General features: G+C 36.4%; 17 protein-coding genes. 2 read left to right on the forward strand and 15 right to left on the reverse strand.

From position 1 onward, the window contains the following. Nucleotides 1-160 precede the first annotated feature (160 nt). The 4 genes from abc-f to deoD form a co-directional block, all read right to left on the reverse strand. Nucleotides 161-1,639 (reverse strand): ribosomal protection-like ABC-F family protein, encoded by a 1,479-nt coding sequence (gene abc-f / locus ADH99_RS00115; RefSeq protein ID WP_049554603.1) that lies wholly within the window; start codon nt 1,637-1,639, stop codon nt 161-163. 83 nt (nt 1,640-1,722) lie between these two features. Further along, a complete protein-coding gene (gene lepB, locus ADH99_RS00120) occupies nt 1,723-2,373 on the reverse strand; it encodes a signal peptidase I (protein ID WP_005605425.1) in 651 nt (216 codons plus the stop codon). Between the two features lie 11 nt (nt 2,374-2,384). Continuing rightward, nucleotides 2,385-3,878, reverse strand: coding sequence for a S41 family peptidase (locus tag ADH99_RS00125; protein ID WP_049554604.1), 1,494 nt, complete (start codon nt 3,876-3,878; stop codon nt 2,385-2,387). Between the two features lie 26 nt (nt 3,879-3,904). Beyond that, entirely contained in the window at nt 3,905-4,609 is a 705-nt protein-coding gene (gene deoD / locus ADH99_RS00130) for a purine-nucleoside phosphorylase (RefSeq protein WP_049554605.1), read from the reverse strand. Between the two features lie 206 nt (nt 4,610-4,815). Between deoD and trhA the strand changes: the two genes are divergently transcribed. Then, a complete protein-coding gene (gene trhA, locus ADH99_RS00135) occupies nt 4,816-5,481 on the forward strand; it encodes a PAQR family membrane homeostasis protein TrhA (RefSeq protein WP_049554606.1) in 666 nt (221 codons plus the stop codon). 51 nt (nt 5,482-5,532) lie between these two features. Here the strand turns inward: trhA and ADH99_RS00140 are convergent, their stop codons facing one another. The 11 genes from ADH99_RS00140 to hisS form a co-directional block, all read right to left on the reverse strand. After that, a complete protein-coding gene (locus ADH99_RS00140; protein WP_005605418.1) occupies nt 5,533-6,531 on the reverse strand; it encodes a 2-hydroxyacid dehydrogenase in 999 nt (332 codons plus the stop codon). Nucleotides 6,532-6,591: 60 nt separating this feature from the next. Continuing rightward, complete coding sequence (locus ADH99_RS00145; RefSeq protein ID WP_049554616.1) at nt 6,592-7,638, reverse strand: AEC family transporter; 1,047 nt, start codon at nt 7,636-7,638, stop codon at nt 6,592-6,594. A gap of 107 nt (nt 7,639-7,745) precedes the next feature. Next, nucleotides 7,746-8,903 (reverse strand): radical SAM family heme chaperone HemW, encoded by a 1,158-nt coding sequence (hemW, locus tag ADH99_RS00150; protein WP_049554607.1) that lies wholly within the window; start codon nt 8,901-8,903, stop codon nt 7,746-7,748. An 18-nt stretch (nt 8,904-8,921) separates the two neighbouring features. Beyond that, complete coding sequence (gene pcp / locus ADH99_RS00155; RefSeq protein WP_049554608.1) at nt 8,922-9,557, reverse strand: pyroglutamyl-peptidase I; 636 nt, start codon at nt 9,555-9,557, stop codon at nt 8,922-8,924. A 9-nt stretch (nt 9,558-9,566) separates the two neighbouring features. Beyond that, entirely contained in the window at nt 9,567-11,282 is a 1,716-nt protein-coding gene (locus ADH99_RS00160) for an Rqc2 family fibronectin-binding protein (RefSeq protein ID WP_049554609.1), read from the reverse strand. Between the two features lie 31 nt (nt 11,283-11,313). Further along, entirely contained in the window at nt 11,314-12,540 is a 1,227-nt protein-coding gene (pepT, locus tag ADH99_RS00165) for a peptidase T (RefSeq protein WP_049554610.1), read from the reverse strand. Next, complete coding sequence (locus tag ADH99_RS00170) at nt 12,533-13,678, reverse strand: Nif3-like dinuclear metal center hexameric protein (RefSeq protein WP_049554611.1); 1,146 nt, start codon at nt 13,676-13,678, stop codon at nt 12,533-12,535. The genes pepT and ADH99_RS00170 overlap by 8 nt, the downstream gene beginning before the upstream one ends. After that, a complete protein-coding gene (locus tag ADH99_RS00175; protein ID WP_049554612.1) occupies nt 13,665-14,372 on the reverse strand; it encodes a tRNA (adenine(22)-N(1))-methyltransferase in 708 nt (235 codons plus the stop codon). Before ADH99_RS00175 ends, ADH99_RS00170 begins: the two co-directional genes overlap by 14 nt. A gap of 23 nt (nt 14,373-14,395) precedes the next feature. Continuing rightward, nucleotides 14,396-15,163 (reverse strand): DeoR/GlpR family DNA-binding transcription regulator, encoded by a 768-nt coding sequence (locus tag ADH99_RS00180; RefSeq protein WP_049554613.1) that lies wholly within the window; start codon nt 15,161-15,163, stop codon nt 14,396-14,398. A gap of 34 nt (nt 15,164-15,197) precedes the next feature. Continuing rightward, nucleotides 15,198-16,955 carry an aspartate--tRNA ligase gene (aspS, locus tag ADH99_RS00185; RefSeq protein WP_049554614.1) on the reverse strand — a complete coding sequence of 586 codons (1,758 nt, stop codon included), beginning with the start codon at nt 16,953-16,955 and terminating at the stop codon, nt 15,198-15,200. A gap of 14 nt (nt 16,956-16,969) precedes the next feature. Further along, a complete protein-coding gene (gene hisS / locus ADH99_RS00190) occupies nt 16,970-18,286 on the reverse strand; it encodes a histidine--tRNA ligase (RefSeq protein ID WP_049554617.1) in 1,317 nt (438 codons plus the stop codon). A 411-nt stretch (nt 18,287-18,697) separates the two neighbouring features. On the opposite strand from hisS, the gene ADH99_RS00195 reads away from it, so the two are divergent. Next, nucleotides 18,698-19,387 (forward strand): helix-turn-helix domain-containing protein (locus tag ADH99_RS00195; RefSeq protein ID WP_049555913.1); only part of this gene is annotated, 690 nt, incomplete at its 3' end.

Here is a 19,387-nt window from a genome sequence, read left to right on the forward strand (position 1 = left end):
ATAAATTGTCTGAAAAATTCAATTTTTTTCAAATTATTATAAAAATTCATAAAGTTATATCTTTTATTAAAATTTATTTTGAATATTGTAAGAATCGATACGTAAAAAAGGAGATTACCTTTTGATAATCTCCTTTTTAATTTAAAGAATTTTTTGTTTATTACAATTCTATATTTTTATTAGTAATCTTCTTTTTAAAATAGTTATCGTGTTCAACAAATATAAGAGTTATATCATTATCAAGTATTACTTTCTCAATTTGCTCTCTAGAAATTACGTCGATATAATTCATAGGTTCATCCCATATATACAAATGAGCTTTCGTAGCTAAGCTAATTGATAATAACAATTTCTTTTTTTGGCCATCACTGTAAGACTCGATATCACTTTCTAACAGATCTTTCGAAATATTTAGTTTTGCTAAAAGAGTTCTACAGAGTGTCTCATCGATTTCCTTTGAACGAATATATTCTTTAAAGCTTCCTTTTAAATTTTTAATCTCCTGAGGAACATAGGAAATTATTAGATCTGTTGGTTTTAAAATCATAGAGGACTCCACTTCTAGTTTACCAATCAGACAATTAAATAAAGTACTTTTTCCAGAGCCATTTTCTCCATTAATCGATATTCTATCCCCTCTTTTTATCACAAAAGAAAGATCTTGAAGAATATTTTTATCTCCATAATTAAAAGAAAGATGATTCACTTTTATGAATTCCTTCTTAGGATAAGTCAATGGGTGCAAAAACAAGGTTTCCTGAAGCTCTATATCTTTTAGTAACCGTTCTTTCTCTTCAATCAGTTTTTCTTGCCGTTTTATAAGATTCTTTGACTTTTTCATCATTTTTGCAGATTGATGCCCAATATATCCCTTATCTGGTTTAACCCCCGATATTTTATGCCCATTTTTAGTGTTTTCAATCCGATCGGACCATTGTTTGGTTTCCTTCGAAGCATTCTTTAATCGGCTAATTTCCTTTATTAGTTTATGATTTTCATTAAATTCTAGTTGATCTTTTTGGAGTTTGTTTTGATACCAACTACTGTAATTTCCACTTTGGATTTCTATACTATTGCGATTAATGGCTAATACATGATCGATACATCCATCTAAAAATTCACGATCATGTGAAATAACCATGAATCCCTGTCTTTTTTGCCGAAGATATTCGCTCACAACCTTTCTTCCTAAGGAATCAAGATGATTCGTGGGTTCATCAATTAATACAAAAGCATCTTCCTTCGTAAACAGAATTCCAAGAAGAACTTTCATACGTTCTCCTGGAGATAATAAAGATAAAGGCTGATCCAAAACACTTAAATCTAGACCTAAAAGATTAAGCTCTTTTATAAATTTCCATTCTTCTTCTGTGCTACTTTGTCTATATACTTCCAAACACGTTAAATCTTGATTTTTAATTATAGGAGGAAAATAATAGCATGTAGTACTATTTGAAATGACACCTGTATATTCTAATTCCTTCGTTAACATTTTTAATAAGGTTGTTTTACCGATTCCATTTCTTCCAATCAAACCTATCTTCCAATTTGTATCAAAAGATAGATTTATCTGATTAAAAATGGGTCTTAGACTACCATAGTAAGAAAACGAAACATTCTTTAAAGAAATATCAGTCATGAACCCACCTCCTCTATTCTAATTTTACCATATTCATTTAAAGACACAAAAAGGTGATTACGATAATCGTAATCACCTTTATATTAATGGTATAAATTTGAGTAATCTTTAAGACCACCGATTCTATTTAGAGGCCAAACAGTAAATACTGCTTTTCCTTCAATTGAAGCCTGATCAATAAATCCAATCATTCGGCTATCCTTTGAAACTCCTCTGTTATCTCCCATTACGAAGTATTTTCCTTCTGGTACTTTATCTTCTCCAGTCAATTGTTTTAATGTAAAATCATCAATATAGACGGTCTTTTTATCACTATTCGAATTGATAAACGGCTGTTCTACCTGTTTTCCATTAATGTAAAGGACTCCGCCTTTCACTTCAACAGTGTCTCCAGGCATCCCAATCACTCGTTTAATATACTCTTTGTCTTCATCGGGTGCTTTCAATATAACAACGTCAAAACGATTAATACCTCCAAGTTTTGACATAATCATATGATCCCCATTATGAAGTGTAGGATACATCGATTGCCCACTAACCGTAAATGGTCTTCCTACAAAAACGTATAAAAGAAACATAATAGTTGCTGCAACAATTATTGACCAAATCCAACTCACAATTTCCTCGATGATTGGATGAAGTTTTTTCTTTTGTTTACTCTTATCTTTTCGAGACTGAAGACGTTCTTCAATAGATGATAGGCTTGAATTTTCTAGTTGATTCTCTTCGTTCATTCCTATCCTCCTTATTGTAATGCTTTCACCGCAGCTTTATATTGTGTATCGTTTTTCTTCAATTCTTCGCGAATTGCATTCATTAAAGCCGATCCCGTTTGTTCATTCACTTCACCAGTTTCTGAGATTCCTTTTGATTTTTGGAACTGTTTTACTGCTTCAGTTGTTTTAGAATCAAAATATCCATCTGCTTTTACATCATATCCTAAACCTTTTAAGATTGTTTCGATAGTTTTAACATTATCAGATACAGAACCTTCTTTTACAACTTCACGAGTATCCACAATTGTAATGTTATAGTATTCAGGCATTGATACCGCTTCGGTTGGTTCAATTCCTGTTTTGTGAATCCACGTTTCATTTGGAGTTAACCATTTAGCAGTTGTATATTTTAGCTCTGCGTTTTTTGAAACATCAACTACAGACTGTACGGTTCCTTTTCCGTATGTTTTAGAACCAATTAATTTTGCATTTGCAGATTCTTTAAGGGCTCCTGCTAAAATTTCAGATGCAGAAGCACTTCCTTCGTTCACAAGAAGCACATAAGGTTCTGTGATTTTAAAGGTACCATATTCTTTAGAAGCTTTATAGGCTGTAATTTTACCATTTCTATCTTCAATATTTAAAATAGTCTTGCCTTCTTCTACAAACATATTACTAATCGCTAATGCTTGGTCTAACAATCCACCAGGATTATAGCGCACATCAAAGATAAATTTCTTCACGCCTTTTTGACGTAAATCAGTCACAGCATTTTCAACTTCTTGAGCTGTATTTTTAGCAAACGAATTGATTTTTACATGACCAATCGTTGGATCTGTTTCATCTACAGTGCCCTTTACAGTCTCAATGGAAATTTTCGCTCTAGTGATTTTTACTTCTAATTCTTGACTTCCACGTTGAATGGTTAAAGTGACATCTGTTCCAACTTCTCCACGGACTTTGGATACTACATAAGAAGTACTTTTTCCTTCCATATCCTCACCATCTACTTTAAGAATTACATCGTTTTCTTGTAATCCTATTTTTTGAGAAGGTGTTCCTTCACGAGTATTACTGATAATCACTTTATTATTTTCAGATCTTAATTCCGCACCGATTCCTCCGAAAGAACCCGTTAGTGTTTCGTCTATCGCCGCTGTTTCTTCATTTACTAAATAGGTTGTATACGGATCTCCAGCTGCATCACTCATTCCTTTTAAGGCTCCATTAATAAGATTATCTTTGGAAATGTTCTTATCCACATAACCGTTCATCAAAGTTTTATAGACTAGTTCTATTTTACTTAAGTCTTCATTAGAGAGCACGCTACTATTAGAATTTCCATTAGTAGTTTGCGTAGATTGCGTAGTTTGCGCTTGGGTTTGTGGTGAAACTGTAAGAGTTGTGCCAAAGTAAGTTAAAGCAGCAGTGATTAGTACAGCCAGTATTAAAATCCAAACGGAAACTTTTTTTGACTCTAAGCCTGTTTGAACAGCTCCTTGAGGTTTTGGATTATTTCCCATTCGGGTTCCTTCTTTCTATTCAAATTTTATGCACGAACTGTTTCTAACGCGATTTCCATCATGTCGTTAAATGTTTGTTCCCGTTCTTGTGCAGTTGTTTCTTCACCTGTTAACAGATGATCACTAATGGTAAGAATTGCTAAAGCTTCTTTCTTATGTTGTGCTGCTAATGCATATAATCCAGCAGCCTCCATTTCAACACATAGCATTCCATAATCCATTAATTTTTTCTTATCTAATTCTGCATTATAGAAGCGATCTGATGATAGTACGTTTCCAACGTGTACACCTACACCACGATCTTTCGCAAGATGATATGCTTTATCCAATAAATTAAAGCTTGCAATTGGAGCAAACGTTACTTGATTATGGAAAATGTTGTTGAAGATTGATGAATCTGTAGTAGCACCTTGCGCTAAAACAATATCACGAACTTTAACATTTTCTTGCATGCCACCAGCAGAACCAATACGGATGATGCGTTCTGCACCAAATTCAGTATATAATTCATTCGCATAAATCATAATTGAAGGAATTCCCATTCCACTTCCTTGAACAGAAACACGTTGTCCTTTATAAAGTCCTGTATATCCAAACATATTTCGGACCGCATTATATTGTTCTACTTCAGTCAAGTAATGCTCAGCAATAAATTTCGCACGTAATGGATCTCCTGGCATTAAAACTGATTCGGCAACTTGCCCTTTTGTTGCATTAATATGAACACTCATTGTTAAATCTCCTTTTCTGGGAACACCCAATACTTATATATCCACTATTTTACTATAAAATGGAATTAATGAAAACTTAAAAAGGCACCTTTAAGCCTTTCTTAACAACGAATATGTTTCAGGTTCACAAAAAAATCCTAAAAAGTCAGTTGGACAAATAACGATTTGCCTTCTATAATAAGATGTATTGAAAGGAGCGTGTTTCTATGAAAGAATCAACTCTCAAAAAAGAACGAAAAGTCCAATCGATAAAATCAGAGATTGTCGGTGAAGTCCTTAATGCGGTCACTCACGGCATTGGAGTCGCATTAGCCATTACTGCTCTTGTACTTCTTTTAATGAAGGCTGTGGCAGTCAATAATACCACGCAAATCATCGCATTTAGCGTGTATGGAGCTTCACTCATCTTATTATTTTTAGCGTCAACGCTCTATCATAGCTTTAAATTTACAAAAGCCGCGAAAGTATTTCAGCGGATTGATCACTCTTCGATATATCTATTAATTGCTGGAACCTATACTCCATTTTGTTTAATCGGAATTGGAGGCCAGGAAGGATTAACCTTCTGCATAGCTATTTGGATTTTTGCTATTGGTGGTGTCATCATCGAAGCATTCTTTTTAGAGAAATTCTCTAAGATTTCAGTTTTTCTTTACCTAGCAATGGGATGGGTTTCCATTTTTACTATAAAACCTTTATATGAAAGTATGGGCTGGGGAGGGATTCTCTATCTCATCTTGGGTGGATTAAGTTATTCGCTTGGTACAATCTTCTACAAACGTAAATATCATAATTTCTATCATGTGATTTGGCATATATTCGTTCTAGCAGGAGCCATTTTCATGTTTCTGGCTATTTTCAAATATTTATAAAGCAAAAAACATCTCTTAGAAAATTCTAAGAGATGTTTTCTTTTCTTTCAATTAGCATTGAATGTCATTTTTACATGAACCAGTTTCAACATATGCTTTTAAGTTTTCAAAACTTGTTTCAACCATGTTTAATACTGCTTCATCAGTGTAACTACCCATATGAGGTGTTAATAATACACGTGGGTATAATTCAACTAATTTACGGATAGCAGGATTTTTGATTTCTTGGCCACGTAAGTCTTTGAAGAATACTTCGCTTTCCCCTTCTAAAACGTCTAAACCAACACCACGTAAGTGCCCTGATTCTAATGCTTCGATGATCGCATCGATATCTTGTAATTCACCACGAGCAGTGTTTACTAAGATAGCACCTGGTTTCATTTTGCTGATGAATTCTTTAGTGATTACTTTTCCGTTTGCTGGAATGTATGGAGCGTGAATTGAAATCACGTCTGATTTTGCTAATAACTCATCTAAAGGTACTTGAGTACAGATATGATCAACGCCTTCTTTAGGGAAAGCATCATAAGCTAATACGTTAGCGCCTAAACCTTTAAATAATGTTGCAGTCGTTAAACCGATACGTCCGATACCAACAACCCCAACAGTACAGTTACGGATTTCTTTAGCAAACATTTGAGTGTCTACTGTGAAATCTTGTTGGCTAGTTTTTGCTGCAGTGTAAGCAACGTTACGTAATAATGTCATTGCTAAAGTAACTGCTAATTCACTAATTGCGTTTGGAGAATAGAAAGGAACGTAACCTAATTTCATTCCTAATGATTTTGCGTATTCAGCATCGATGTGGTTTACACCAACAGTACGAGTTAATACGTACTCTACTCCTAATTCTTTGTAAATATCTAAAGTTTCTTTGTTTGCCCAGCAGTTACCACGTAAAATAACAGCTTTGAAACCTTCTGCTTTGCGAGCAGTTTCTTCAGAATTTAAGTATTCTGGAATACATGTTAATTCGTATCCGAATTTCTTGTTTACTTGTTCGAAAATTGGTAATTCAACTTCACGAACCCCATATGCTAAAACTTTCATTTTATCTCCTCCATTTTGTAAAAATTGAAAAGTAGACCGAAAATCGATCTACTTTTTTGTTTATCCTACTCCAGGGAAAATAACAGATCCAGCAACAATCCAGAAGACGATTGCGAATACTGCTAATACAGTTCCTAGTAATGAAGCATTACTTGCAAGTGCTGCTTCTTTATCGTATTTGATAGCATAAGCCACGGCAACGGTTGCTGGTGGTGTAGCTAACATAATAAGAATCCCTTTTGAAGCTTCAGGAGCCATTGGTAAGAATGGGCTAACTGCGAAGATAATTCCAACGAATACTGCAGGAACTAAGATTAATTTAACAATGCTGTAGTACCAAACCATCTTATCTTTAACGGCTTCACCTAAAGAAATGTTTCCTAAAGTGATACCGATTGCTAACCAAGCAAGTGGTGAGCTTAAGTCAGCTAAGTAAGTAATAGCTTTGAATAACCATGGAGCTGTCTTATCGATACGTAAGAAAGCATACATCATTTCTTTAGTTTCTTCACCAACTTTAACTTGAACAGCTACTTGTGGTAATGAAGATTGGAAGATCCAGATTAATAATCCGGCAAATGTTGCGATAACGATGATGTTACCGAAAATCATTTTGAAGTTTTTCTTCTCGAATTTTAATCCGCTCATACGAATTAATCCGTAAGAATATAAGAACACACGGTAAGCTAAGTTGAAGATGTTAGCATATAAAATACCAGCTGCTCCTAATAAACCGTTAATAATTGGAATCCCAAAGAAAGTTGTTGAACCGAATGTTGTTAATACTGATAAAGTAGTTTTACGGTCACCTTTCTCCTTAATAAAGAATAATTCTCCTAAAAGAATTAAAATGACATAAGCGATAAAGCCGAAGATAAATACGTTTAATCCAGTTGTGAATGTTTTGTCATTAATGTCAACCATGAAAGCTTTGAACGCTAACGCAGGAAGCGCAACTGAAAGTAAAACGTTTGATAAAACTTTACCACTGTTTGCATCAACAATGTTTTTCTTGCGGATGAAATAACCCACTAAGATAATTGAAATTGTTGAGAAGATAGCAGACACGAATGCTGGTGCTGTTAAAATCTTAACGATATTTTCCATTGGATAGATATCCCCTTTTCTTTTATTATATTTTTTGTGCATTAGAAATGCCATAAAGTATAATACCACATTCTTTAAGAAATGTTTAACAAAACCCCTTGTTTTCATCAAATTTCATTCTGATTTTCATCAATCAAAAATGATTGGAAAACGTTATTTCCAAGAAACTTTCCTCGGTGAGTAAGAACGTACCCATCATTTGTTGTGGTAATCAACTCTTCATCCAATAATTCCTGAATAACTTCACCATAAATTTCATCCATTGAATTTCCAAATCTTTCCATGAATTCTTTCTTTGATACACCAGAAAATTTTCTTAACCCTAAGAACATGAACTCTTCAATCAACTGTTTTGTAGACAGTTTTGTTTCTGAGAAGACGGGAAGTTTCTTCTCTCTCAATGGTGCAAGATAATGTTGAATGGGACCATTATTTTGATAACGAACTCCATTCACGTATCCATGTGCTCCAGCACCGAAAGCAAGGTATTCATCCGCATTCCAATAATGCAAATTATGTCTAGATTCATATCCAGGGAGTGCATAATTGCTAATTTCATAATGATGACGACCAAAGTTCTCCATTGTCTGCATGGCTAGCTCAAACATATCTGCTTCTTCATCCTGCGTCGGTAAGGGTAATTTCCCTTGTCTCATCAGATTATAAAAGACCGTCTTCTGCTCTAAAATGAGAGAATAAATCGAATAATGAGGTAAGTTCAGCGACATTGCCATTTCTAAACTTTGTTGAAAGTCTTCAATGGTTTGTTTTGGCAGTCTAAAGATCAGGTCGATACTCATATTTTCAAATCCGACTTTTCGTGCATTTTCAATCGTCCGGATTGCTGTTTCCTTTGTATGTTTGCGACCAATCGCTTTCAGTAAATCATTATTAAAGGTTTGAACGCCCATACTGAGGCGATTCACTCCTCCTTGTTTCATTACGGTGAGCAGTTCATGAGTACCATCATCAGGGTTCAATTCCATTGAAAACTCTGCCCCTTTTTGAAGCGGAAAATGTTGATGGATTCCATCTAATAATCGCTCCATTTGTTGTGGATTTAAAGAAGACGGTGTTCCTCCACCCACGTATAGTGTTTCAAGAGGTTCAATTTTATATTTTTTCCCAGTCAGTTCCATTTCTCTAATCAATAATTCGATATATTCATCAACCGGCTGTCCTTCAATAAATACTTTGTTAAAATCGCAATAATAACAAATATGCGAACAAAAAGGGATATGAATATATGCTGCTTTTGGTGACATTATTCATCTCCCTCCTTTCTAAAAAATGGCTCCCTCTTGAACCTTAATATCTTCATCGTTTAAATAATCACGGATTGTCTCAATCGCTATCTGTAATGCTTTCGTGCTCTCTTCAAGAGGTAGAGACGGTTTATCCGTTGTTTGTTCTGGTATAAACGGAATATGCATAAAACCTGCTTTAAACGGTTTATCAGCCTTTGTTGCAGCAAATAACGACTGGTACATAATGTGGTTACACACAAATGTCCCAGCGGAATTTGATACTTCAACTGGAATTCCCGCTTCACGAATCGCCTTTACAATTCGTTTGATCGGCAAAGTTGAAAAATAAGCAGCTGCCCCTTCAGTTTGAATGGTTTCATCAATTGGTTGTTGGCTGATATTGTCTGGAATTCTCGCATCATCGACATTAATCGCAATACGTTCCATTGTAATTCCAGGTCTTCCCCCTGCTTGGCCAACGCTTAATACTGCATCTGGTTTCACCTCATTAATGACTTCATTCAAACGCTTTGCTGATTCCTTAAACACAGTCGGTAATTCTAAACGAATCAGTTCTACGCCTTCAACTTCGGGAAGAGCCTTCACGCATTCAATTGATGGATTAATCTTTTCCCCTCCAAAAGGGTCAAATCCTGTCACAATAATTTTCATAACATCCCTCTATTTCGGTTTATTATTTCTTAACGCTTCTACCTTTAATGGATCAGGCGTAATATAAGTATTTTGTTGGCCTTCGTAGACTACAAAACCTGGTTTAGCTCCATTTGGTTTACGAATTTTCGATACTTGAACATAATCCACTGGAACCGTTCCTGAAAGACGATATTTCGAGTAGTATGCAGCAAGCATCGCGCCTTCACCAATCGTTTCTTCCGCTGGATTACTAGATTCAATAATCACGTGAGATCCTGGAATATTTTGCGCATGAAGCCATAAGTATTCCTTTTTCGCTTGGCGTAGCGTTAATTGATCGTTTTGTAAATTATTACGTCCAACTAGAATTCGCGTGCCATCAGTTGCGTAGAACACATGTGGTTTTGCGCTTCCTTGTTTCTTAATGCCTTTTTTCAAGGCAGAACGTTTTAAGTAGCCACAATCAACAAGCTCTTCTCGAATCGCTTCTAAGTTAAAGACATCCGCTTCTTCAATTTGATAGATGACACTTGCTAAGTAATCCATCTCATTTTTCGTTGCTTCTTGCTGCTCATGAATATGCGTGACTGCATTTCTTAGTTTTTGGTATTTTTTAAAATACGCCTGTGCATTTTGAGAAGCCGTTAATAATGGATTTAATGGAATTGTTACTTCTTCGTAGTCTTGATAGAAGTTTTGAACCGTAACACTACTTGCACCTTTTTCAATTTGGTGTTGGTATGTGTTAATCAAATCTCCATATATACGATAATAATCCGCATCTTCAGTTCGTGCCAAGTCTTCATCGAGTTTTACCATCTTCTCACGGTTTTTACGAAGTTCTGATTTTAACATTTGCAACAGGTGGCCTGCTAATTGCTGAATCTTTTCTTCTTGAATCTTCTGTATATAGTAGGCACTTAATAATTCAGAAAGGCTGTCGAAGCTTTGAGACTCACCAACCTTACTCATATAAGGAAATGGTAAGAAGTACGTCTTTCCATCCTCTACCTTTGTAAGAGTTGGTTGAATTGCTGTGTTCCCTTCTTCGAGATAGTGATGTAAGGCTTCTGCTAAACTTTGTCCTTCTCTTTCACTGCGTTCCACAATTTCATGAGCAGATTGCTTACTAATCCCTTGAAAGACATTCATTAATGTTCTTTCACCTGGTTCACCACTATAAGGATGGAGTAAACTATCTAATTCAAAGAGCGAGTATTCAAAAGGATTCTTCTTCTGCGTTTGAGGGGGCATTACATAGCTTGCACCTGGTTGTAAGGTACGATAACTGTTTTGCCCAAGAGAGACACGTTTCACACAATCGATGATCGAGTTATCCTCTTGATTCACTAAGAATAAATTACTATGACGTCCCATCATCTCAATGGTGAAACGATAGCTAGCCTTATCCCCCAGTTCATCACGTGTAGAAACATCCAAATGTAAAATACGGTCATTTTCTACTTGAGTGAACGATTGAATAATAGACCCTTCTAAATACTTACGCAGAATCATACAAAAGTTAGGAGCAACTTCTGGATTCTCTGGTTTCTCAGAAATAAATTGTACACGAGCCATCATTGGGTGTGCCGAACAGACAAGCAAATAATTCTTACGGTTGGCACGAATGGTGAATTGTACATCGTATGGTAATGGCTGATGAATCTTTGTAATACGTCCTCCCACTAATTGAGGCGCCACTTCGTCCATCATCCATTTGGTGAAAATACCATCAAATGTCATGAACTCACTCCTTTCCTTTTCTATTTAAAAATTATAACGCTGCTAATCGAGCGATTTCGATAATCACTTTTGTTGCTTTTTCCATTGATTCAACAGCAACATATTCATAGCGGCCATGCATGTTTTCGCCACCTGCAAAAATATTTGGCGTTGGTAATCCCATGAATGAAATCTTAGAACCATCTGTACCACCACGGATTGGTTTAATGATTGGAACGATATCTAAGTTCTCAAGTGCTTGTTTTGCTACGTCCACACAACGGAAATCTTTTTCGATGATTTCAGCCATGTTGTAATACTCGTCGTGTAAATCAACCGTAATACGATCTGTATCTAATTCTTTATTCATTCGAGAAGCAATACGTAACATCATGTCTTTTTTCGCATTGAATAATTCGCGACTGTGGTCACGTAAAATGTAGACTAATTTAGCTTCCTCCACAACACCTTCAGCTGTTACTAAGTGGTAGAACCCTTCACGCCCTGTAGTATGTTCAGGAACTTCGAACTCTGGAAGAGCATTTTGGAATTTACGAGCTAATTCTAATGCGCTCACCATAGTATCTTTAGCTGTACCAGGGTGAACGTTCTTTCCTTGAATACGAACTGTAGCACGGCAAGCGTTGAAGCTTTCATATTCTAATTCGCCAACTGGTCCACCATCCATTGTATAAGCAAAATCGCACGCGAATTGTTCTACATCGAATAAATCAGCTCCACGTCCGATTTCTTCATCTGGACCAAACGCTACACGAATTTTTCCGTGTTTAATTTCTGGATGTTGTAATAAATAAGCCCCAGCTGTAACAATTTCTGTCACACCAGACTTATCGTCAGCACCTAGTAAAGTTTTACCATTTGTTGTAATTAATGTTTGACCAACATAGTTCTTTAAGTTCGGGAAGTCTTTAGGGTCTAATACGAATTTTCCTTCTTCGTCTAGGACAATTGCTTCACCGTTATAGTTTTCGTGGATTTGAGGTTGAATATTTCTAGCTTCAAAATCAGCTGTATCTACGTGAGCAATAAACCCAATAGTTGGCACTTCGTGGTCTACGTTAGATGGAATTGTTGCTGTTAGGAAACTGTTTTTAGGATTTAAATACACTTCTTGGAATCCTAATTCATTTAATTCTTGTTCTAAGTCCTTTAAAAACGCTGTTTGAGATGGCGTTGTTGGGACTGTTTGACTTGTTTCGTCAGATCTTGTTTCTTTCTTTGCGTAACGGATAAAACGTTCTGTTAATTCTTTATGCATTTTCTTCACCTGCTTTATAAAATTCAAATGGATCTGTAAAAGTTTCACTTTCAATCACTGTTACATCCCAATTATTTTCTTCTTTCCATTCACGAGCCCATTTGGCTAATTGTTTTCGACATACAACTTCGATATGATGCCCAGCATCCACTAGGAATAATGAAGTCTCTTGAATATCATGCGCTGTATGGTAAAAAATATCACCTGTTACAAAGGCATCTGCGCCGTTTTTTAGTGCATCCAAGTAATAGTTTCCGCCAGAACCGCCCATCACAGCGACTCTAGAGATGAGTCCATCTGGATTTACACGAGAAGGAACGTAGCGGAGCCCCTTGAGTTTGAAACGCTCAGTAACAAAAGCGATAAATTCATCCCCTGTCATTGCTTTTGGAAGATTTCCAACACGACCAAATCCTAGCGTCTTGCCTGCATTCTTCAATGAGAAGACGTCGATTGCTGGTTCTTCATAAGGATGTGAAGCTCTTAAGCTTTTTAAAACATCACTTAATACTTTTTCAGAACAAACAACCTCTAGTTTCACTTCTTCTACAAATTCTGGTTTATTTAACGAACCAATTGCAGGATTTGCGCCTTTAACGGGTGTAAATTGTCCAACTCCTGAAGTTTGAAACGCGCAGTCTTTATAGTTGTCCCCAATTGCTCCAGCACCTGCTTCAAACATGGCTTCTAAAACTTTCTCTGCATTATTTTTATGAACATAAGTAATGACTTTGACAGATGGAATGGTAGTCGTTGGAGACATCACCGTCATATCCGTTAATAGCAATTCATCTGCCAACCAATCATTCACTCCACCTTCGACTACATCAAGGTTAGTATGTGCCGCATAAACCGCAATATCATGTTTCAAAATTTGTTGGAACATTTTATTTTGCGGAACCGTTAAATCAAATAACACAACTGGTCTAAAGATTGGTGGATGATGTGCGATAATTAAATCAACCTTTTTAGCAATCGCTTCTTCAATAACACTTGGACGAATATCCAGCGTAGTCATAATCACTTTAACTTCTTGATTCCAATCTCCAAAATGAAGTCCAATGGGGTCTTTTGGAACGGATAAACTCTTTGGCACGCGTTTTTCAAAACGACTTACCACATCTCTAACTGTTGGCACGATCAATCACTCCTTTCAATTCATTAAACGCTTTTTCAAACTGCTCAATTTTTTCATGTTGAGGCGTCTTACTCTTTTGTAATTGTTCCAAAATTTCTTTATTTTTACGGTTCATACGTGTCCATTTTGCTACAGACAATTCTGATGGTTCTTTTAGTAAAATCGGACCGTATTTGATTTCTAATTCTGTATACTCTATTCGTTCTTCGACTGGTTCCGCAACGATAATTTCATATAACCGATGATTATCTTCAACGACCGTCTCATGAGTAATACGGTACGAATGATTCATTAACCATTCACGTACAAAATGTTCTGCAACGTTTGGTTGAAGAATGAGACGTTCTTTGCCGTTTAAATGACCGCCACTGAATCCAGCCTCTAAAATGCGAGAAATGAGTTCGCCGCCCATCCCACAAATCGTGATAGCCGTAATTTCATCTTCTTTTGAAAGAATCTGCAATCCGTCGCCAAAGCGTACTTCAATGCGCTCTTCCATCCGGTAATCACGAACTGTTTGCTTTGCTGATAAGAACGGTCCTTCGACCACTTCTCCTGCAACGGCTGAAGTAATCTGGTTATTCTGGATTAAATACACTGGTAAATACGCATGGTCACTACCAACATCGCATACCTTTGAACCGTTTGGAACAAAACTAGCAACTCGAGTTAATCGTTCTCCTAATTCAATCATTTTATACCTCTACATTCTTTTTCTTACGAAATAAATATGACTTTTACACCAATGCTCTTTAGATAAGCTACTGTTTCAGGGTCAGCGGTATGATCTGTAATTAAATGAGTAATCATATTACAATCAGCCGTATGGAAGTTTGAATCACGACCCACTTTAAATCCTTCCGTAACGATAATGCGGTGCCCTGTTGTCCGTTCTAAAATCACACGGTTTACGGCAGTCTCTGGAAGTGCATAGGTTGAAATTCCGTTTTTACTAATCCCTCCAACCCCTAAAAAACAAATATCTGCACGGGCTTTAGAGAATGAGTTAATTGCAAAATCCCCTACAAGAGATTTCTTTTGTTCGAAAATTTCACCACCACTAATCACAATAGATGCTTTCGTAGATGGCTTTTTGAAGATGGAACGACCATTATTCGTTAAAATCGTAACGTTGGCATCCGCTAGAAAATTTAATAACAAAAAGGCAGTAGAGCCTGAGTTAATAAAGACCATATTATGATCTCGTACTAATCCCGCGGCTCTTCTTGCAATGTTTTTCTTCATGGAATTATATTGAATTTGTTCCACGTTTTCCTGTTTAATTTTTCCAGCAAGGAAACGTGCGCCTCCGTAGAAGCGCTCGACAACTCCTTGATCTTCAAATTGTTGTAAATCTCTTCGAATGGTGATTTCAGAAACTTCTAACTCTTTCGATAAGTCTTCAACAGACATCTCGTGGTTTTCTTGTAAAAGCTGAAGGATACGTTGTTGTCTTTTAAACACAACTCCTTTACTACTCTTCAAAGTTTCTTCCTCCTTTTAGAAATCCATTCCCGTCTTATTTAATTTTTAATGAAAGCTCATCTAGTTGTTTTGCTGACACTTCACTTGGAGCTTGTGTCATTGGGTCTACTGCTGAACTGTTCTTAGGAAACGCAATAACTTCTCGGATGTTGTCCTCACCAGCAAGTAGCATTACTAAACGGTCTAACCCAAGTGCGATTCCTCCATGTGGTGGGAATCCGTAATCTAATGCATCTAATAGGAATCCAAATTGGCTTTCAGCAGATTCTTTTGTGAATCCAAGAACTTTAAACATCGCTTCTTGCATGTCACGACGGTAAATACGTAATGAACCTCCACCTAATTCATATCCGTTTAATACGATATCATAGGCTTGTGCTTTTGCTGCAGCTGGATCATCGATTAATGCTTGGAAGTCTTCGTTCACTGGACGAGTAAATGGGTGGTGCATTGCAACATAACGGTCTTCTTCAGCATCATGCTCTAATAATGGCCAATCAACAACCCATAAGAAGTTGAATTTGTTCGTATCGATTAAGTTATGTTTCTTACCAAAGTGTAAACGTAATTCAGATAATGATTGTGCAACCACTGATGGTTTGTCAGCACAGAAGAACACGATATCTCCAACTTCAGCGTTGATGCGTTCACGGAAAGCTGCTTCTTGGTTTACGATAAATTTCGCGATTGGTCCTTTTAGGCCGTCTTCTTCAACTTTAATCCACGCTAAACCTTTAGCTCCGAATTTAGCTACAAAGTCCGCTAAGCTATCGGCATCTTTACGAGAGTACTCATCCGCAAGACCTTTTAAGTTAAGTACTTTAACTTCTCCGCCATTTTCGATACATGAACTGAACACTTTAAGGTCAGATTCTTTCATGATATCGCTCACGTCGATTAATTCTAAGTCGAAACGAGTATCTGGTTTATCGTTTCCGTAACGAGCCATTGCTTCTGCAAATGAAATACGAGGGAATGGAGTTTGAACCTCCACATCCAATGTATCTTTCATCACTTTCTTCAATAAACCTTCCATCATTTCTTGAATTTCTTCAGCCGATAGGAAGCTTGTTTCGATATCAACTTGTGTAAATTCTGGTTGGCGGTCTCCACGTAAGTCTTCGTCACGGAAGCAACGAACGATTTGGTAGTAACGGTCTAATCCAGCACCCATTAACAATTGTTTAAATGTTTGCGGTGATTGAGGTAAAGCATAGAAGCTTCCTTCGTGAACACGTGAAGGTACTAAATAGTCACGCGCTCCTTCTGGTGTTGATTTTGCTAAAATTGGAGTTTCAACATCGATATAACCTTCGCCATCTAAATACTCACGAATTGAACGTGTAGCTTTATGACGTAAGCGTAAGTTTTCTAATACAGGACGACGACGGATATCTAAATAACGATATTTCAAGCGTAATTCTTCTGATGGTTTTTGTTCATCATCGATATAAATTGGAGAAGTTTTTGCTTTAGAGAATACTTCAACTTCGTCTACTAATAATTCATATTTACCTGTTTTAAGATTTGGGTTTTCTAGGCCTTCACCACGATAAGCCACTTCCCCAGTTACTTGAATGACGTATTCAGAACGTAATTTTTCAGCGATTTCAAACGCTTCTTGGTTACGTGCTGGGTTGAAGACTACTTGCATAATGCCTTCGCGGTCGCGTAAATCGATGAAAATAACTCCGCCGTGGTCACGACGTTTTGCAACCCAACCATCTAATGTCACTGTTTGTCCCACTAATTTTTCACTAATTAATCCACAATATTCTGTTCTTCTTTTCATATCCATCCCTCTTTCTATTTACCAAAGTACTCATCAATGGCTGTTGTATCCATTGTGATTTGACGATAAATGCTATCAAAATCATCATAGAGTTCTTGTAAATTAATTTTTACTTCTTTACCAGTCTTCATTACTTTCACTGGTACTTGTTTTGTTTCTAATTCTTCTTCACCTAGTGTGATGACCACTTTAGCTCCATATTTTTGAGCATTCTTGAACTGTGGTTTTGCTTTACGCCCAAAGAAATCACGATCTACTGAGTAACCTTGTTGACGGAGTGAAATAGAAAGTTTTAGTACTTCCTCCTCTGTTGCTTCACCAAGACCAACAATATATACATCTAGTTCTTGTAACTCTGGAACTTCTACCTGTTCGTCTTTCATTAATAACACTAAGCGTTCCATTCCAAGACCAAATCCAAAACCAGGAGTCTCAGGTCCATCGAGTTCTTGTACAAGACCATCATAACGTCCACCACCACAAATTGTGGTTTTAGCACCAAATGATTTTGAATCCGTCATAATTTCAAAAATCGTATCTTGATAGTAATCGAGTCCACGTACCATTGTTTCATCGATTTCAAATGGAATCTCTAATGCGTTTAAGTATTGTTGTACTTTTTCAAAGTGAGTGCGTGCTTCATCTGATAAGAATTCTAAAATGCGTGGTGCATTTTTCACGATTTCAATATCACGTTTGTCTTTACTATCTAACACACGCAACGGATTTTTGTGAAGACGATTTTTAGAATCTTCACTGAGTTCATCCGCAAATGGCTCTAAGTAACTAATTAAGGCTTCACGGTATTTAATACGGTCAGCAGTTTTTCCAAGAGAATTAATCACTAAGCGCATATTGGACAATCCTAATTCTTTTAATAAATCCCATGCCATTGCAATGGTTTCAACATCAGTGGCAGGATTTGTAGATCCAAACACTTCAACTCCTAATTGGTGGAATTGACGAAGACGTCCTGATTGTGGACGTTCGTAACGAAACATCGGAGCCATATAGTACACTTTATAAGGTTTTTTATGTTCTGGTCCGTATAATTTATTTTCTACATAGGCACGAACAATCGCTGCAGTTCCTTCTGGACGAAGTGTAATGTGACGATCTCCTTTATCGTAGAAATCATACATCTCTTTTGAAACGATATCGCTTGTATCCCCAACACCACGGCTAAATAAATCGTAGCTTTCAAACATTGGTGTACGCATTTCTTCAAATTGATAATCGCCTAAAATGATGCGTGCTGTTTCTTCGATATAATGCCAAATTTTGAGTTCTTCAGGTAATAAATCGGCTGTCCCTTTTGGTTTTTGAATCATATGAATCATCCTTTCTTTCAGTAAAAATAAAAAAATCCCAACTTCAATAGAAGTCAGGACGAAAATTTCGTGGTACCACCTTAGTTCGGAAAGAGCTCTTTCCCTCTTAATGATAACGGAATCACCGGAATAACTTTGCATTATTCTCCTCAAGAGTGTCTTTCCTTGTACGGTTAGAAGCTTTCAGCCACGGCTTCTATCTCTTTAGTGTACGTCTTTATCTCTGTCTAAGGATTTTTATTGTTGCTATAAAGAATACTAGAGGAATGCGTATTTGTCAAGAAAATCTAATTATTTTTTAATCTCATAATCTACTAAAAACGAAAAAGCAAAATGTAACATATATGTGATATGCTCCCTCTAAAGTAGACACTAAAAAAGTAAACTACTTTAGAGGGGGTATTTTTTAGATTGGCTAAGAAACATACTGCAAAAGAATTAGAACGATTCATAGAATTGTATTTAGATGGTGTGCCTTTTCGTGAGTTGCGTAGTGAATATGGTTTAAGGATTTCACCTGGAACATTTAATATGTATTTTTCGAAATATAAAGCATATGGACTTTCTGCTTTAGAAGATAGAGATGGGTTTAACACTTATACAAATGAATTTAAAGAAATGGTGGTTAAAGAGTTTTTAGAATCGAAAACCTATTTAACGGCAATCACAAGAAAATATAATATTCCTTCTGTTACAACTGTACGAAATTGGATTATTAAGTATACTAATGGTGAGGCCACGAAGGCCTACTATCCTAAGCCAGAGGTATACACTATGAAATATAGAAAAACATCGCACGAAGAAAGAATCCTTATCGTCAAAGACTGTATTCAAAATCAATTAAACTATAAACAAACTGCACAGAAATATAACATCTCGTACAACTTGGTGTATCAATGGGTAAAAAAATATCAAAAATATGGCCCTGATGGATTAATAGACAGTCGAGGAAAACGAAAACCAGATAATATACAGACAGAAACTGAGCGTATTCGTGCAGAAATGGCTATATTAAAGGCACGAAACGAATATTTAGAAACAGAAAATGCCGCACTAAAAAAATTACAAGAAGTGGAAAGCGAGCTGATGTTTGCCAGACGA

This window comes from Granulicatella sp. 572.rep1_STHE (assembly GCF_001073445.1).
GTDB lineage: Bacteria > Bacillota > Bacilli > Lactobacillales > Aerococcaceae > Granulicatella > Granulicatella adiacens.

Bases quoted from the DNA above. Each gene is read 5' to 3' on its own strand.
- pepT (WP_049554610.1), bottom strand. From the start codon at position 12,540: ATGCATAAAGAATTAACAGAACGTTTTATCCGTTACGCAAAGAAAGAA.
- ADH99_RS00160 (WP_049554609.1), bottom strand. From the start codon at position 11,282: ATGACATTTGATGGTATTTTCACCAAATGGATGATGGACGAAGTGGCG.
- ADH99_RS00145 (WP_049554616.1), bottom strand. From the start codon at position 7,638: ATGGAAAATATCGTTAAGATTTTAACAGCACCAGCATTCGTGTCTGCT.
- ADH99_RS00125 (WP_049554604.1), bottom strand. From the start codon at position 3,878: ATGGGAAATAATCCAAAACCTCAAGGAGCTGTTCAAACAGGCTTAGAG.
- ADH99_RS00175 (WP_049554612.1), bottom strand. From the start codon at position 14,372: ATGATTGAATTAGGAGAACGATTAACTCGAGTTGCTAGTTTTGTTCCA.
- hisS (WP_049554617.1), bottom strand. From the start codon at position 18,286: ATGATTCAAAAACCAAAAGGGACAGCCGATTTATTACCTGAAGAACTC.
- ADH99_RS00140 (WP_005605418.1), bottom strand. From the start codon at position 6,531: ATGAAAGTTTTAGCATATGGGGTTCGTGAAGTTGAATTACCAATTTTC.
- lepB (WP_005605425.1), bottom strand. From the start codon at position 2,373: ATGAACGAAGAGAATCAACTAGAAAATTCAAGCCTATCATCTATTGAA.
- hemW (WP_049554607.1), bottom strand. From the start codon at position 8,903: ATGTCACCAAAAGCAGCATATATTCATATCCCTTTTTGTTCGCATATT.
- trhA (WP_049554606.1), top strand. From the start codon at position 4,816: ATGAAAGAATCAACTCTCAAAAAAGAACGAAAAGTCCAATCGATAAAA.
- deoD (WP_049554605.1), bottom strand. From the start codon at position 4,609: ATGAGTGTTCATATTAATGCAACAAAAGGGCAAGTTGCCGAATCAGTT.
- pcp (WP_049554608.1), bottom strand. From the start codon at position 9,557: ATGAAAATTATTGTGACAGGATTTGACCCTTTTGGAGGGGAAAAGATT.
- aspS (WP_049554614.1), bottom strand. From the start codon at position 16,955: ATGAAAAGAAGAACAGAATATTGTGGATTAATTAGTGAAAAATTAGTG.
- abc-f (WP_049554603.1), bottom strand. From the start codon at position 1,639: ATGACTGATATTTCTTTAAAGAATGTTTCGTTTTCTTACTATGGTAGT.